We start from the raw sequence: 13,435 nt of genomic DNA, 5'->3' as shown, positions 1-13,435 counted from the left end.
AACTTAACCATGAAAATTAAAACCATATTCATATTTTTTGGCGTGATTTTGCTGGCGGTAACTACCGCCAGGAGCCAGCAGCAAGTGATGTTTACCCAGTATATGTTCAATCAACTCGCGTTGAATCCTGCATATGCTGGGATTCACAAAGGGATTAGTACCAGTATATTGGCTAGACATCAGTGGGCAGGATTTGAAGGCGCACCTCGTACCCAGACTTTTTCCATCCATAGCCCGATTGAGTACAGGTCGATTGCACTGGGAGCCGTTTTGATTAGAGATCAAATTGGGATAACGGATCAGTTTGGTGCTAACTTCAGCTATGCCTATCGCATCAAAGTGTCCAAGCGTTCTCAATTATCATTTGGTCTTCAGGCCAGTTTTCATCAGTACAAAACAGACTTTACTGAAAACATGAACAATGATCCGAATCTGGCTAGTCAAAATATCAATGACTTGTCTCCAAACGCTGGGGCAGGCGTAATGTGGCATTCGGATAAGTTTTATGTAGGATTCTCTGTCCCACAATTATTTAACCATTCAGTAGGTGATTTTGAAATACCTGTGGACCCGAATAATCCAGAAAATATCGACCCGGATTCTGAATTGATTCGTCATTATTTTATCGCTGCGGGCTATGTTTTCGAGCTGAATCGTCATTTGAAATTCAAACCAAATTTGCTGTTCAAAGGTGTGCAGGGGTCGCCCGTTCAGGTGGATATTAATACTAATTTTCTCATCAATGATTTGGTTTGGCTAGGTCTTTCTTATCGTTCGATGGACAGTTTTGATGCACTGTTTCAATTGCAGTTGTCACCGCAGTTTCAGTTGGGTTATTCCTATGACTTTTATACTACTACGGATTTGAGTAGGGTCAACAATGGATCGCATGAAATCATGTTGAACTATGTGTTCAATATCAAGTCAAACAAAATCGTAACGCCAAGGTATTTCTAAATGGGTAAAGTACAACTCAGATTAAAGATGAAAGCAAATTCAATATTTCTATTGATTTTTCTGATCGCAATGGGATTGGCTCAGCAGGCAGATGCCCAATTCGATTCGCTTGGGACAATTAAAAAGGATAAATACCTCAATGCAAAATTGCGTGCTGAAAAGGCCTATGCAGATCTTAATTTTAGCAAGGGTATCAAGGAGTATAAAAAGGCATTGCGTGTATTGTCTGATGATACCGCCAGATTAGAAATTGCCTACGGCTATTTCAAGATGAACCAGCTAGACAGTGCTTTTGACTATTATCATTCAGTTTTGTTCTATGGATTGGCTGGAGTGGACGATGTGCATATTTTGAATTACGCAGAGATTCTGGCAAAAAAGGGAGCCTATGAAAGTTCGGAGGAGTTTTTTGCCAAGTATAAAGAAAACCACCCCAACGATCAGCGCAGTGCTGAAAGACTGGACGGGCTTCGTAACCGCATGAATTTTTATCGTGATTCCACGAGATACCAAGTAGAGCATTGCTCCTTTAACTCGACAGGGTATGATTTTGCGCCTGCATATGATGGGGACAAATTGCTGTTTATTTCTTCGCGAGAGACTTTAGGCCCGGTGCAATTCATCAAACCAAAATACAAATGGGACAAGAGTTACTTTCTAGATGTGTATGAGTTAGATGCGAATGGGGAAGTTCATAGTTACAATGGGCAGTTGAAGACTTCTTACCATGAGGGCCCACTATCGATTTACGATGAGGGGAGAAAGGTGATCTTTACAAGAAATAATTTTGAAAAAGCCGAAATAGGGATCAAGGATAAGAAATTGGTTGTGCACGGCGCTAAGATTAATGAGAGCGACGATGGTGTCAACAAATTGAAATTATATTACGCAGAGAGAAGTGGCAAAGGAGAATGGGGACATGCAGTTGAATTGAAATTCAACGATGACCAATTCTCCAACGGCCATCCCACAGTGAGCCGCGATGGTAAAAGACTTTATTTTAGCTCCGACCGACCTGGAGGTGAGGGGGGTACAGACTTGTTTGTTTCTGTTTGGCAAGAAGGGCAATGGCAAGAGCCGATCAATTTAGGAGATCGTATCAATTCTGAAGGGGAGGAGATGTTTCCTTTTATCGATCAAAATGAGATGCTCTATTTTGCATCCAATGGACATCCAGGCTTGGGAGGTTTAGATATTTTCAAAGTTGATCTGAAAGATAGTACTGCTTTGCCAGTCAATGTAGGTTATCCGCTGAATTCGGCAGCCGATGATTTTGGGATGGTTTTTAAACATGAACAGCACAGGATCTCGGGGTATTTCTCTTCCAATCGTAAAGGAGGTGTTGGACTGGATGACGTTTATGCCTTTAGTTTCGAAAATATAGCAGAGGTTCCTTTGCAGGTGATCGATATTCATACCGGATTGCCATTGGCTGGTGCTGAGGTGGGTATTTCAGATTTATCCTTCGATGATCACCTGATGGAGGTGAGCACTACTGGTGAGAGCGCAGTGTTCATTTACCCATACAACTTGGACGATCAATATTACCTGGCTGCCACCAAAGAAAGTTACAATCGAGATTCCATTCAGGTGAAACCATCGGATTGGGTAGGTGATACCATCAAGCTACACTTGATGAAAAACTTGTTGATCTCAGGGACTATTACGGATAAGGTGAAAGGCTTTCCGCTAGACTCTGTAAGAGTCATCGTGACCGACGAAAGTATAAATGAGACTTTTGGTTTGGTCACTGGAGAAGATGGACACTATTCATTCAACGCTCATGCGGATCGCATCTATTCATTCAAAATGAAAAGACATAAGTACTTCACCACGTATTCCCAAGTGGATACACATATCGCGAAGACAGGTGTGGTTATTCATGACGATGAAATGGAGGAACTCTTTGTTGGTAAACCAATCGTATTGAATGATATCCATTTCGATCGTGGCAAGTGGAACATCCGCTCGGATGCCGCCAAAGAGTTGGATAAATTTCAAATGATGCTCAAGGAAACTCCTGGTATCGTAGTTGAGCTCAGTACCCACACAGATAGTAGAGGTAGCGACCAGTTCAATTTCGAATTGTCAGATAAAAGGGCCAAATCTGCTGCTCAATATCTGGTAGATCATGGGATAGATCAAGCTAGAATAGTTGGAAAAGGCTATGGTGAGACTAAGCTGGTCAATGAATGTCAAAATGGGGTAGAGTGTAGCGAGGAGAAGCATCAGGCCAATCGACGAGCAGAGTTTATGGTGACTGGGTTTTTGCCAACCGAGCAGGAAGAAGAAGAGAAGAATATGGTCTGGATTCAGCCTGAGTTCATTGCTTCTTCATTAGCCAAAGAAGAAGGAGTGGTTTTGGTCAGTTACGAGTCTGAAGGGAGTATTCCAGTTAATGGAGTAGTAGAATCGGATAATGGGGGAGTGATCTCAGGAGCTTTACTCACATTGTTTGATACGGAAAGCCGGGAAGCCGTTCATATCAAATCGGAATCTGATGGATCATTTACCTTGCGCATCCAAAAAAACAGGAAGTATTTACTTTCAGCAGAAAAGAACGGTTATACCTCAGAAGGCGAGCAAATCATCGTGAAGGATGATAAGGTGGTGCGCTCAATACGATTGACTTTAAATTCTATGCTTTAAGCGTCGGGTTTTCAACTTCTCGGGTGATGATCTAAAATTACTTGCTTGAGATAGTCGCGATCCAAATGGGTATAGATTTCAGTGGTAGTGATGGATTCGTGACCGAGCATCTCCTGTACCGCACGTAGATCTGCCCCTCCTTCAATCAGATGGGTGGCAAAGGAATGACGAAAGGTGTGAGGGCTGATTTTTTTGGTCATTCCGATAGATAGTGCCAGGTTTTTGATGATGGTGAAGATCATGACTCGGGTCAATTGAGCGCCTCTTCGATTCAGGAAAAGAAAACCTTCATGCCCCGGTTTAATATCCATGTGACACCTGATAGTATCACGATACAGATATATGTGCTTAAGCGCCTCTCTACCAATTGGGACCAATCTTTCCTTGTTGCCTTTTCCTACTATTCTCAGGAATCCATGATCCTCAAGGATGGAATTCATTTTCAGACCAATTAGTTCTGAAACGCGTAAACCAGAACTATAGAGGGTTTCGAGCATGGCGCGATTGCGTTGACCTTCGGGCTTGGACATGTCGATCGCTCCCAGCAACTGTTCAATCTCATGAAAGCTGAGGGTGTCCGGCAACTTTCTGCCCAATTTGGGCGCCTCGATCAATTCAGATGGGTCTTTATCGATATCCCCTTCAAATAGCAAATATTTGAAAAAGGCTTTGATGCCCGAAACGATCCTAGCCTGGGAGTAGGCCGACATCTCCATTTCATGTATAAATTCTAATAAATCCCGAATGTCATGGTCGGCTACTTCAGTCGGTTGGATATCCCTCTTTTTAAGATCCAAAAACTGAGACAATCGTCTTACATCCTGCACGTAGGCTTCCACAGAATTCGGAGAGAGGGACCGCTCTAACTGCAGATAAGATTTGAACTGCTGAATGTAAAAGTTCCAGGACATTTGAAATTACAATTAATCTCCACAAATTAATACGCTATATTCTATTCGCTCAACTAATTTTGGTGAATCTAAAAAGAAATGGGAATGAAGATACTGGTATTGAATGGTCCGAATCTTAATCTGCTTGGCAAACGGCAGCCTGAGATATATGGGAAGCAGAGTTTTGATGAATATTTTGAGCAGCTCCAGGAGAATTTTTCAGAGCATGAGCTAGAATATTTTCAAAGTAATCATGAAGGAGCTTTGATCGATAAGATACATGAAGTTGGATTTGAATATGATGGTATTGTCTTCAATGCCGGAGGTTATACCCATACCTCAGTGGCTCTGGCAGACGCGATTGCGGGCGTCACTACTCCGGTCGTGGAGGTGCATATTTCCAACATTATGGAGAGGGAGTCCTTCCGTCATCATAGTTATCTAACCCCGGTTTGTGTAGCCCATTTTATTGGCTTAGGGCTACCAGGGTACCAGATGGCCATTGAGCACCTCATCAAACAAGAATGATAATTTACCTTCACGACATAACACATTGACCCATGCTAAGTTTTAAAGAAATTATATCCGTTTCCCTGATTCTGTTTTCCATTATCGATATTTTGGGCAGTGTGCCGATTGTGCTGGATCTGAGGAAAAAATCTGGGCATATCCAGAGTGGTAAAGCGACCATCGTGGCTGGTGTCATTATGATTGTCTTTTTGTTCTTGGGAGATAAAATCCTGGGATTATTTGGCATAGATGTAGGTTCTTTTGCGATTACGGGGGCTCTGATTATGTTTTTTATTGGGATGGAAATGACTTTAGGGATTCAATTTTTTAAGCCCGATACAGACGAAACTAACACCAGCAGTATAGTTCCTTTGGCCTTTCCCTTAATCGCAGGGCCGGGTACCATGACAGCTTTGATTTCATTGCGTGCAGAGTTCGAACTTTGGAATATTCTCGTTGGAATCATTCTCAACCTTCTTTTCGTGTTTGCAGTATTGAAATCATCCAGTTGGCTCGAGAGAAAGATCGGAAAAGCTGGCTTCAATATTCTCAGAAAGGTGTTTGGTATCATTTTGCTCACCATATCCATAAAGCTTTTCAAAAACGCTTTGGCCATCTGGTAGTAAAAAGTGAAAAGTATAAAGTTGAAAGTAGAAGGAATGCATAAAAACATTTTACTTTGAACTTTCAACTTTGAACACATTTCATGATTACTATATATACAGATGGTGCTTCGCGTGGCAATCCAGGGCCAGGTGGTTATGGCACTGTGCTTTTGGCCAAAGGACACAGAAAGGAGCTATCGGAGGGCTTTCGTAAAACGACAAACAACCGTATGGAACTTCTGGCGGTTATCAAAGGGCTGGAAGCACTGAAAGTAATTAATGCCGACGTGCTGATTTACTCAGATTCTAAATATGTAGTGGATGCAGTGGAAAAAGGTTGGCTATGGGGCTGGGTAAAAAAGAATTTCAAGGATAAAAAGAATCGAGATCTTTGGGAAAGATTCATTCCTGCCTACAAGCGACAGAAGGTGAAATTCAAGTGGGTCAAGGGACATGCCGGAATCCCAGAAAACGAACGCTGTGATGAGTTGGCTGTAGAGGCAGCACTGTCTCCCAATTTGCCAGCAGATCAGGGCTTTGAATCAGGTCTCTATTCCTAGACATGCCAAATCACTACTTTGACTTCAAACAATTTAGGGTAGAGCAGGAGCACTGTGCCATGAAGGTCAGCACGGAAGCTTGCATCTTTGGTGCTTGGATGGAACCGACTGTACATCCGGATAGAGTGCTGGATATTGGTACAGGTACAGGTTTACTTTCTTTGATGCTGGCTCAGCGATTGGATGTGAACATTGATGCGGTAGAGATAGATGCTGATTCCGCCCGTCAGGCAAGTAGCAATTTTGCGTCATCTCCATGGTCTTCTCGACTGAATGTTATCGATCAGGATGTTTTTACCTTGGCTCAAAGTCATAAGAATAAGTATGATTTGATCATTTCTAACCCGCCCTTTTTTACAGCAAGTCAAAAATCTGTGGATGAAGGGAAGAACCGATCCAAACATGATACAGGGTTATTTACCAAAGAGAAGTTTGCTGCTGCCTTGGTAGATCTGTTGAGCGAAAAGGGGGAAGCCTTCATTCTATACCCAAAGCCAGAGGCAGATGAATTTTCTAGTTGGGTGAGAGAAAATAGCTTGTTTGTAGAAGAGGTTTTGACGATATACAATCAGCCTAAGGGACCTATTTTTAGAACTATTCTGAAAGTGACCCGAATGTCTTTTCAGCCAAATCATCAGGAATTTTACATCCGAAACGGAAGAGAGTTTACGCAAGAATTTAACGAGCTGTTAAAGCCCTATTACCTCTATCTTTAGAATTTGATAGGTCGTCCGAATTTGTCCATTTCTGTTTGGCAATTGCCACAGGTATAGCCACCCCAAAATAATTGGTAGAGGTTTTTTGGAAGACGGATGGTGGGTTGTAAAACGCCACATCTTGGGCAGTTTGTTCCTTTTAGGTTTAAGGCGATGGTTTTTACTCTGCTCATGCTTGTAAGATAACTAATTATGTGGTTCGTTTTACAGCAGGGATTGAATAATATCAATAAAAAAAGGGTGGTAACATCTGCTACCACCCTTTTTTGTCTTATTGTTTCAATTCGTTCAACGAAAGACTCGTTTCATTAAGAGTTTCTGAATTGATACTCGCTGTTTCTTTTTTCTTGCAGCAGGCTTTTTTGCAATCTGGACTACATGTTTTCTTTTCGCCTTCTTGCTTCATCGCATGACATTTTTCAGTGCAGGCTTCACCGGGGTGATTGCACATCATCATGATTTCTTGTCCATGATCGGCATGAGCCCCAGTACCTGAAATCTCACCCAAGATAGGAGCGATCACCAGACCTACCAGACAAGTCAGCTTGATCAGGATGTTCATAGATGGCCCAGAGGTGTCTTTGAACGGATCACCTACTGTGTCTCCGGTAACTGCCGCTTTGTGGGCCTCAGAGCCTTTATAGGTCATCTCACCATTGATCATTACACCCGCTTCAAAAGATTTTTTGGCATTGTCCCATGCACCACCTGCATTGTTTTGGAATATCGCCCAAAGCACCCCTGATACAGCTACACCTGCCATATAAGAACCTAGCGCTTCAGGTCCCATTACGAAACCAATGATGATTGGAGTCACGATGGTCATCGCACCTGGAAGCATCATTTCTCTCAGAGCGGCTTTGGTTGAAATCTCAACGCAACGACCGTAGTCTGGAGTACCGGTGCCTTCCATGATGCCTGGTATTTCTTTGAACTGTCGTCTTACTTCCATTACCATGTCCATGGCGGCCTTACCAACCGATTTCATCGCAAGAGCAGAGAAAACTACTGGTATCATTCCTCCGATAAAAAGAGCGGCTAATACATCAGCTTTGAAGATGTTGATGCCATCAATACCAGTGAAAGTCACATAAGCAGCAAAGAGAGCCAATGCAGTCAACGCGGCAGAAGCAATCGCAAAACCTTTACCCACTGCAGCTGTTGTGTTTCCTACTGAGTCCAGGATGTCGGTTCTTTCTCTTACTTCGTCTGGTAATTCACTCATTTCTGCTACACCGCCTGCATTGTCTGCAATCGGCCCAAATGCATCAATCGCCAACTGCATAGCAGTAGTGGCCATCATAGACGAAGCAGCAATTGCTACTCCATAGAATCCTGCCAATTCGTAAGAACCCCAAATAGCCACAGCGAAAAGAATCACTGACGAAAAGGTAGAAATCATACCAGTAGCTAAACCGGCAATGATGTTAGTAGCAGCCCCCGTAGAAGAGTTGGTTACGATGTCCATGACAGGTTTTTTGCCCAACGCTGTATAATATTCTGTGAAGTAGGAAATCAAATAGCCTACACCGAGTCCAACCAAAGTTGCATAGAATACATGTCTACTAGGAATGTCTTTGGTTCCTTCACCGAAAAATTCCATTCCTACGATGGTTTCAGGTAGCATCCAATCAATCAAGAACCACCCTGCTACAGCAGTTAAAAGGATCGAGGTGATATTTCCAAAGTTCAGCGCTCTTTGTACTTGAGCCTCCTTGGCGTCATTGTCTTTGATTTTGATCAGGAAGGTACCAATGATAGATGATACGATTCCCACACCTGCAATCATGATTGGCAATAGAATAGGACCCATACCTCCAAAAGCATCGTTCACTACTCCGGCATCCGCCATGTCTTTGATGATATAGTTACCCAGGACCATGGAGGCCAAAACGGTCGCTACATACGATCCGAAAAGGTCAGCTCCCATACCTGCTACGTCCCCCACGTTGTCTCCCACATTATCTGCAATAGTCGCTGGGTTTCTTGGGTCATCTTCTGGGATACCTGCTTCTACTTTTCCAACCAGGTCAGCTCCTACATCTGCAGCTTTGGTGTATATACCTCCACCTACACGAGCGAAAAGAGCAATTGATTCAGCACCTAAAGAGAAGCCTGCGAGCGCTTCCAGTACCATGGTCATGTTAGAGTAAAATGAACCGGCCTGCCCCATAAACATTTGAATGAAAATGAGGAAAAACAAACTCAGACCTAATACGGCTAATCCAGCTACGCCCAGTCCCATTACGGTTCCACCGCTGAAGGACACTTGTAAAGCCTTGGGTAGGCTGGTACGGGCTGCTTCTGTAGTTCGGGCGTTGGCCTCAGTGGCAATTCTCATACCGATATTTCCTGCTACAGCAGAAAAGATGGCACCAACTACAAAGGCTGGAACAATCATCCAGCTGGTAGTCTCTACCATGGTGGAAATCCCAAATAATGCGATCGAAGCGATCACTACAAAAATGGCTAATAGCCTATATTCTGCATTGAGAAATGCCAAAGCACCAGCTTTGATGTTTCGGGATATCTCCTGCATTTTTTCATTTCCGGCACCTTGTTTTTTTACCCAGGCCATTTTGACCATCATAAAAACAAGACCCAGCAAAGCCAATCCAATTGGCACGTAAATCAAGTTACTCATCTTATCTCCTAGAATTGTTAAAAATTGATTGAACTCATGAAAAACAACAACCTGCTCTTTTTCAGAGGGTCACAAATATATACGATCAGTCTATAAATAAAAACATGATCTTTACTGCCAAAAGTAGTCACGGAAACTGATCATGTCCATCGAGTAGAAATATGGTTTTGAAGCTTTGGAGCTTAATTTTTTGTGTAATTTTAAGTTCTAAAAATAGATTGTAAGCTTGTTTCACATCTATCCACTTTACAAATGAAAATGAACGCTTTTTTTTCAGGAATAATTTTCATCGCCTTATCCTTTGGGGCGCTTTATCTGTATGATGTAACGCACAAGTCTGAATTGACTATCGAACAAGCGATGGAGCCTGTCAAGCATTTGACTAATGCCAGACAAGCTATTAAAAAGAAGCAGTTTGAAAGAAGTATTCGAGAGTTGGATGAAGCGATATTGGATATTCGAAGAATTGAAGCCAGTGCTGATTCCTCAGCAACTCAATATATCGAGCAGGCAATTGCTGATCTGGCTTTGGTAGAGGCTGAAATCAGGAATGATACAATTATTATTGATGATCTGGACCATGCTTTTTTTAATGCGCTCAATTCAATAGCATATGCTAACCTAACCATCTCAGAAAAAAATCTGGATAGAGGAGAGGTCTATAAAGCCATTCGCTTTATGAACGCCACCTTCAAAGAAATGGTGTCCTCTCTTAAATTTGCTCACAATGAAAGAGATAAAGCCAGAGAAGAAGAAGTGATTAAGGACATCAAAGCTATCTTGACCAATCTTCAGAGATCAGGTTATGAGTATAGATTTAGCTATGACAGCCTCAATAGAGAGGTAGAAGAATTGATAGAAAACTAGTCAGGAGCTTTCCTGATGATGGGCTATTTCTATATTTGCAGCTTAATTAGACAATAGTGAAGCAGCTCATCAGTTTTTTTCTTAAGAAAGTCCCTCGCAAGTACTTACAGTTATTCAGTCATTTTGCTTTGAAGATCGTTGCGGTGTTTTATCGTGGCAATAAAGTAGAGTGTCCGGTTTGTGAACATCACTTTTCTAAGTTTGTGCCCTATGGACGTGTTGCAAGAGCCAATGCCTTGTGTCCGAATTGTCTTGCGCTCGAGAGACACCGACTCATGTGGTTGTATCTAAAAGAAAAGACAGATTTCTTTCAGTCAGACAAAGATATCCTGCACATCGCTCCAGAGATTTGTTTTATCAAGCGATTTGAAGCCATACATGGAGATAGATATATCACAGCTGATTTGGAGTCTCCATTAGCCAAGGTGAAGATGGATATCCATCATATGCCTTTTGAGGATGCTTCGTTTGATGTGACTTTTTGTAACCACGTGATGGAACATGTAGCTGATGATATTCAATCCATGAAGGAGATTCATCGGGTGCTTAGACCTGGAGGTTGGGCGATCATTCAGATTCCGTTTTTTCCTCCTGTAGCGGAGACTACCTATGAGGACGACAGCATTACCAATCCTAAGGAAAGAGAAAAAATCTTTGGGCAGGATGATCATGTTCGATTATATGGCAAGGATTACCCAGAGCGCTTGAGAACTGCAGGCTTTGAGGTGGTAGAAGATGATTTTGTACAGACCCTTAGTCCAGAACAGCAGAACCGTTATGCTCTGCCTAAAGATGAAGTGATTTATTTGTGTAGGAAGAATAACTAATCTTCTCGTACTTCATTTTTAGGAGATAAACCGAAGTTGCTGGAAATTCGTTATTATTATATAATGAATGATGTATTGCTAAAATATAATGAATTACCACCCAGTGTTCAGGAAGAAGTAAAAGATTTTCTAGACGCATTGTTGTCCAAACATAAGGGAAGGAGCGCTTTCGATATGAAGGGCTGGAAGAATAAAATTAAGAGTGTTTCTACATGGACTCAGGAGGATATCGATCAATTGGAAGAGGGAGGAAAGACAATTAACCAATTGAAGGTAGAAGAATGGTAGTTGATACTGGCGTGTTTATCGAGTTCCTCAGGGCAAGCAATAAATTAAAAACATCTTTAATCAACCTGCCAGATAACTCAGAAATCTATATCAGCTCGATAAGTCTTTATGAATTGTACATGGGAGCTATTTCTCCTGAGAAATGGCGAGATATCCAAACTTTGACTGAAGATATTCCAGTTTTGTCTTTTACTAAAATTGTTTCGGAAAAAGCGGGTAGTATATACCATGAACTAAGGAAGCAAAATCAATTGATTGAGTTTAGGGATATATTTATAGCCGCTACAGCTTTGGTTCATGATATGCCGGTTTTGCACGAAATAAAAAGCACTTCACTAGAATTCGAGATATTGAATTGGTAGAATTATAGTTGTTTTATTTTGAGCCAAATTATTCCCCTTCAATCCCCAACTTCTCACTTACCAAATAATCATCTTTTTTGGGTGATACCTGGATCATCATTTCTCCGATAAAGCCTGTGAGGAAAAGCTGTACCCCTATGACGATCGCGACCAGTGCCATGAAAAACAAGGGCTGTGCCACGATGTCTCTGGCTGGTAAGTCCATTTGGATTTCGTAGATTTTACGAGCTACGACCCATATTGTGATAATACTACCTACCAGAAACGAAAGTGTTCCCAATGTCCCGAAAAAGTGCATAGGGCGCTTTCTGAATTTGCTAACGAATGAGATCGAAAGCAGGTCCAGGAACCCAAAAATGAATCTTTCTAAACCGAATTTGGTGGTGCCATATTTTCTGGCCTGATGCTGAACTACCTTTTCACCAATATTATTGAATCCATTTCCCTTAGCGATAAATGGAATGTAGCGATGCATCTCTCCATACACATCTATGGATTTGACCACCTTGTTTTTATAGGCCTTGAGCCCACAATTAAAATCGTGGAGCTTAACTCCTGAAAACCCTCTTGCCACCCTGTTAAAGAGTTTGGAAGGGATGGTTTTCATGATAGGGTCATAGCGCTTTTTTTTCCATCCCGATACCAGGTCATAGTCTTCGCCTTTTACCATGGCGTAGAGTTCCGGTATTTCGTCGGGACTGTCTTGCAGGTCGGCATCCATCGTGATCACTACTTCGCCAATCACCTGTTTGAAGCCTATGTCTAGCGCAGCAGATTTTCCATAGTTTCGGTTGAACTGTATGGCTTTGATGTTGCTGTTCTTTTCTTTCAATTGGCAGATGACCTCCCAGGACTGATCAGTACTACCATCGTCTATGAAGAGCAGTTCATAACTAAAACTGTTCTCGGTCATCACCCTATCGATCCACGCGCTTAGTTCAGGAAGGGATTCTTCCTCGTTGAGCAAAGGGACTATGACGGAAATTTGGAGGGCTTGACTCATGAATTTTCTTCTTCTACTTCTTCGAAAAGCGGTGGGTTTTTGCGTAGGAATAGGGCGGCGATTAGTCCAACGAACATGGCTTGCATCAAAAATTGCCAGCTGTGTGCTAGTAGGGCCATGGGTTTGAAAGTGTTCTTCAGCTCTCGTTCGATTTCCAATACAGTCTCATCGATTTTACTTTGGTCAGATTCGAACATCATGAAAACCTGCTCCGTAGATTCTACACTTTGCTCAATAAATACATCTTGAAGCCCGGGATCGAATACATTGAATACCATGATGTAAAAGATCTCATTGAGATAAATCATGATGAAAAGGGCGATAGAACAATACCAATAGGCGGCACCATATTCCAGATAGCCATTGTGGTTTTCTCTTCTTTCTTTTCGTCCTAGAAAAATCAAAAGCACAAATGATACAATCATCACAGTGACACTTCTCCAGCTGAAGTATGCATCATTGCTAATCAAATAAGCCATCAACGAAATGGTAATGCCAACCAATCCAATCAATGCACCATGTAACAGGCCTTTTTTGTTTAATTCGTAATTCACTAT

The 13,435-nt window shown here is 42.0% G+C and carries 15 protein-coding genes; 10 read left to right on the top strand and 5 right to left on the bottom strand.

Features of this window, described 5'->3' with window-relative positions:
* The first annotated feature begins 9 nt into the window (after positions 1–9).
* On the top strand, positions 10–957 hold the full coding sequence (locus N7U62_RS12915; protein ID WP_264138395.1) for a PorP/SprF family type IX secretion system membrane protein: 948 nt from the start codon (positions 10–12) through the stop codon (positions 955–957).
* 27 nt (positions 958–984) lie between these two features.
* Positions 985–3,606: a carboxypeptidase regulatory-like domain-containing protein gene (locus tag N7U62_RS12910; protein ID WP_264138394.1), complete on the top strand. Its 2,622-nt coding sequence runs from the start codon at positions 985–987 to the stop codon at positions 3,604–3,606.
* A gap of 11 nt (positions 3,607–3,617) precedes the next feature.
* Here N7U62_RS12910 and xerD read toward each other — a convergent pair whose 3' ends face one another.
* Positions 3,618–4,517, bottom strand: a complete 900-nt coding sequence (xerD, locus tag N7U62_RS12905) for a site-specific tyrosine recombinase XerD (RefSeq protein WP_264138393.1) — start codon at positions 4,515–4,517, stop codon at positions 3,618–3,620.
* An 84-nt stretch (positions 4,518–4,601) separates the two neighbouring features.
* Here xerD and aroQ point away from each other — a divergent pair, with 84 nt between their 5' ends.
* The 4 genes from aroQ to N7U62_RS12885 all read left to right on the top strand — a co-directional run bounded on the left by aroQ (position 4,602) and on the right by N7U62_RS12885 (position 6,887).
* The gene (gene aroQ / locus N7U62_RS12900; protein ID WP_264138392.1) at positions 4,602–5,024 is read left to right on the top strand and encodes a type II 3-dehydroquinate dehydratase; all 423 of its coding nucleotides are present in this window, start codon (positions 4,602–4,604) and stop codon (positions 5,022–5,024) included.
* A 32-nt stretch (positions 5,025–5,056) separates the two neighbouring features.
* The gene (locus tag N7U62_RS12895; RefSeq protein WP_264138391.1) at positions 5,057–5,629 is read left to right on the top strand and encodes a MarC family protein; all 573 of its coding nucleotides are present in this window, start codon (positions 5,057–5,059) and stop codon (positions 5,627–5,629) included.
* Positions 5,630–5,712: 83 nt separating this feature from the next.
* A complete protein-coding gene (gene rnhA / locus N7U62_RS12890) occupies positions 5,713–6,171 on the top strand; it encodes a ribonuclease HI (protein WP_264138390.1) in 459 nt (152 codons plus the stop codon).
* Positions 6,172–6,173: 2 nt separating this feature from the next.
* Positions 6,174–6,887 carry a tRNA1(Val) (adenine(37)-N6)-methyltransferase gene (locus tag N7U62_RS12885; protein ID WP_264138389.1) on the top strand — a complete coding sequence of 238 codons (714 nt, stop codon included), beginning with the start codon at positions 6,174–6,176 and terminating at the stop codon, positions 6,885–6,887.
* Here the strand turns inward: N7U62_RS12885 and N7U62_RS12880 are convergent.
* Together N7U62_RS12880 and N7U62_RS12875 are read right to left on the bottom strand one after the other, a co-directional pair.
* Positions 6,884–7,060: a hypothetical protein gene (locus N7U62_RS12880; protein ID WP_264138388.1), complete on the bottom strand. Its 177-nt coding sequence runs from the start codon at positions 7,058–7,060 to the stop codon at positions 6,884–6,886. The two genes, N7U62_RS12885 and N7U62_RS12880, sit on opposite strands and share 4 nt — an antisense overlap.
* Positions 7,061–7,158: 98 nt before the next feature.
* Positions 7,159–9,531, bottom strand: coding sequence for a sodium-translocating pyrophosphatase (locus N7U62_RS12875; RefSeq protein WP_264138387.1), 2,373 nt, complete (start codon positions 9,529–9,531; stop codon positions 7,159–7,161).
* A gap of 258 nt (positions 9,532–9,789) precedes the next feature.
* Between N7U62_RS12875 and N7U62_RS12870 the strand changes: the two genes are divergently transcribed.
* The 4 genes from N7U62_RS12870 (at position 9,790) to N7U62_RS12855 (ending at position 11,875) form a co-directional block, all read left to right on the top strand.
* On the top strand, positions 9,790–10,398 hold the full coding sequence (locus tag N7U62_RS12870) for a hypothetical protein (protein ID WP_264138386.1): 609 nt from the start codon (positions 9,790–9,792) through the stop codon (positions 10,396–10,398).
* A 56-nt stretch (positions 10,399–10,454) separates the two neighbouring features.
* A complete protein-coding gene (locus N7U62_RS12865; protein WP_264138385.1) occupies positions 10,455–11,225 on the top strand; it encodes a class I SAM-dependent methyltransferase in 771 nt (256 codons plus the stop codon).
* 63 nt (positions 11,226–11,288) lie between these two features.
* Positions 11,289–11,513: a DUF2281 domain-containing protein gene (locus N7U62_RS12860; RefSeq protein ID WP_264138384.1), complete on the top strand. Its 225-nt coding sequence runs from the start codon at positions 11,289–11,291 to the stop codon at positions 11,511–11,513.
* Positions 11,507–11,875, top strand: coding sequence for a type II toxin-antitoxin system VapC family toxin (locus N7U62_RS12855; protein WP_264138383.1), 369 nt, complete (start codon positions 11,507–11,509; stop codon positions 11,873–11,875). Before N7U62_RS12860 ends, N7U62_RS12855 begins: the two co-directional genes overlap by 7 nt.
* Before the next feature lie 28 nt (positions 11,876–11,903).
* Here the strand turns inward: N7U62_RS12855 and N7U62_RS12850 are convergent, their stop codons facing one another.
* Both N7U62_RS12850 and N7U62_RS12845 read right to left on the bottom strand, forming a co-directional pair.
* Entirely contained in the window at positions 11,904–12,878 is a 975-nt protein-coding gene (locus tag N7U62_RS12850; RefSeq protein ID WP_264138382.1) for a glycosyltransferase family 2 protein, read from the bottom strand.
* Positions 12,875–13,432 carry a DUF4199 domain-containing protein gene (locus N7U62_RS12845; RefSeq protein WP_264138381.1) on the bottom strand — a complete coding sequence of 186 codons (558 nt, stop codon included), beginning with the start codon at positions 13,430–13,432 and terminating at the stop codon, positions 12,875–12,877. The genes N7U62_RS12850 and N7U62_RS12845 overlap by 4 nt, the downstream gene beginning before the upstream one ends.
* Positions 13,433–13,435: the final 3 nt, after the last annotated feature.

The sequence above is a fragment of the Reichenbachiella ulvae genome (assembly GCF_025833875.1).
GTDB lineage: Bacteria > Bacteroidota > Bacteroidia > Cytophagales > Cyclobacteriaceae > Reichenbachiella > Reichenbachiella ulvae.
Note: the sequence above shows the minus strand (reverse complement) of the source record. Positions and strands in the feature narration are given on the sequence as shown.

Excerpts from the sequence above, each read along its gene's own strand:
- N7U62_RS12875 (WP_264138387.1), bottom strand. The coding sequence starts at position 9,531 with ATGAGTAACTTGATTTACGTGCCAATTGGATTGGCTTTGCTGGGTCTT.
- N7U62_RS12880 (WP_264138388.1), bottom strand. The coding sequence starts at position 7,060 with ATGAGCAGAGTAAAAACCATCGCCTTAAACCTAAAAGGAACAAACTGC.
- N7U62_RS12860 (WP_264138384.1), top strand. The coding sequence starts at position 11,289 with ATGAATGATGTATTGCTAAAATATAATGAATTACCACCCAGTGTTCAG.
- rnhA (WP_264138390.1), top strand. The coding sequence starts at position 5,713 with ATGATTACTATATATACAGATGGTGCTTCGCGTGGCAATCCAGGGCCA.
- N7U62_RS12895 (WP_264138391.1), top strand. The coding sequence starts at position 5,057 with ATGCTAAGTTTTAAAGAAATTATATCCGTTTCCCTGATTCTGTTTTCC.
- N7U62_RS12855 (WP_264138383.1), top strand. The coding sequence starts at position 11,507 with ATGGTAGTTGATACTGGCGTGTTTATCGAGTTCCTCAGGGCAAGCAAT.
- N7U62_RS12850 (WP_264138382.1), bottom strand. The coding sequence starts at position 12,878 with ATGAGTCAAGCCCTCCAAATTTCCGTCATAGTCCCTTTGCTCAACGAG.
- xerD (WP_264138393.1), bottom strand. The coding sequence starts at position 4,517 with ATGTCCTGGAACTTTTACATTCAGCAGTTCAAATCTTATCTGCAGTTA.
- N7U62_RS12870 (WP_264138386.1), top strand. The coding sequence starts at position 9,790 with ATGAACGCTTTTTTTTCAGGAATAATTTTCATCGCCTTATCCTTTGGG.
- N7U62_RS12915 (WP_264138395.1), top strand. The coding sequence starts at position 10 with ATGAAAATTAAAACCATATTCATATTTTTTGGCGTGATTTTGCTGGCG.
- N7U62_RS12885 (WP_264138389.1), top strand. The coding sequence starts at position 6,174 with ATGCCAAATCACTACTTTGACTTCAAACAATTTAGGGTAGAGCAGGAG.
- aroQ (WP_264138392.1), top strand. The coding sequence starts at position 4,602 with ATGAAGATACTGGTATTGAATGGTCCGAATCTTAATCTGCTTGGCAAA.
- N7U62_RS12910 (WP_264138394.1), top strand. The coding sequence starts at position 985 with ATGAAAGCAAATTCAATATTTCTATTGATTTTTCTGATCGCAATGGGA.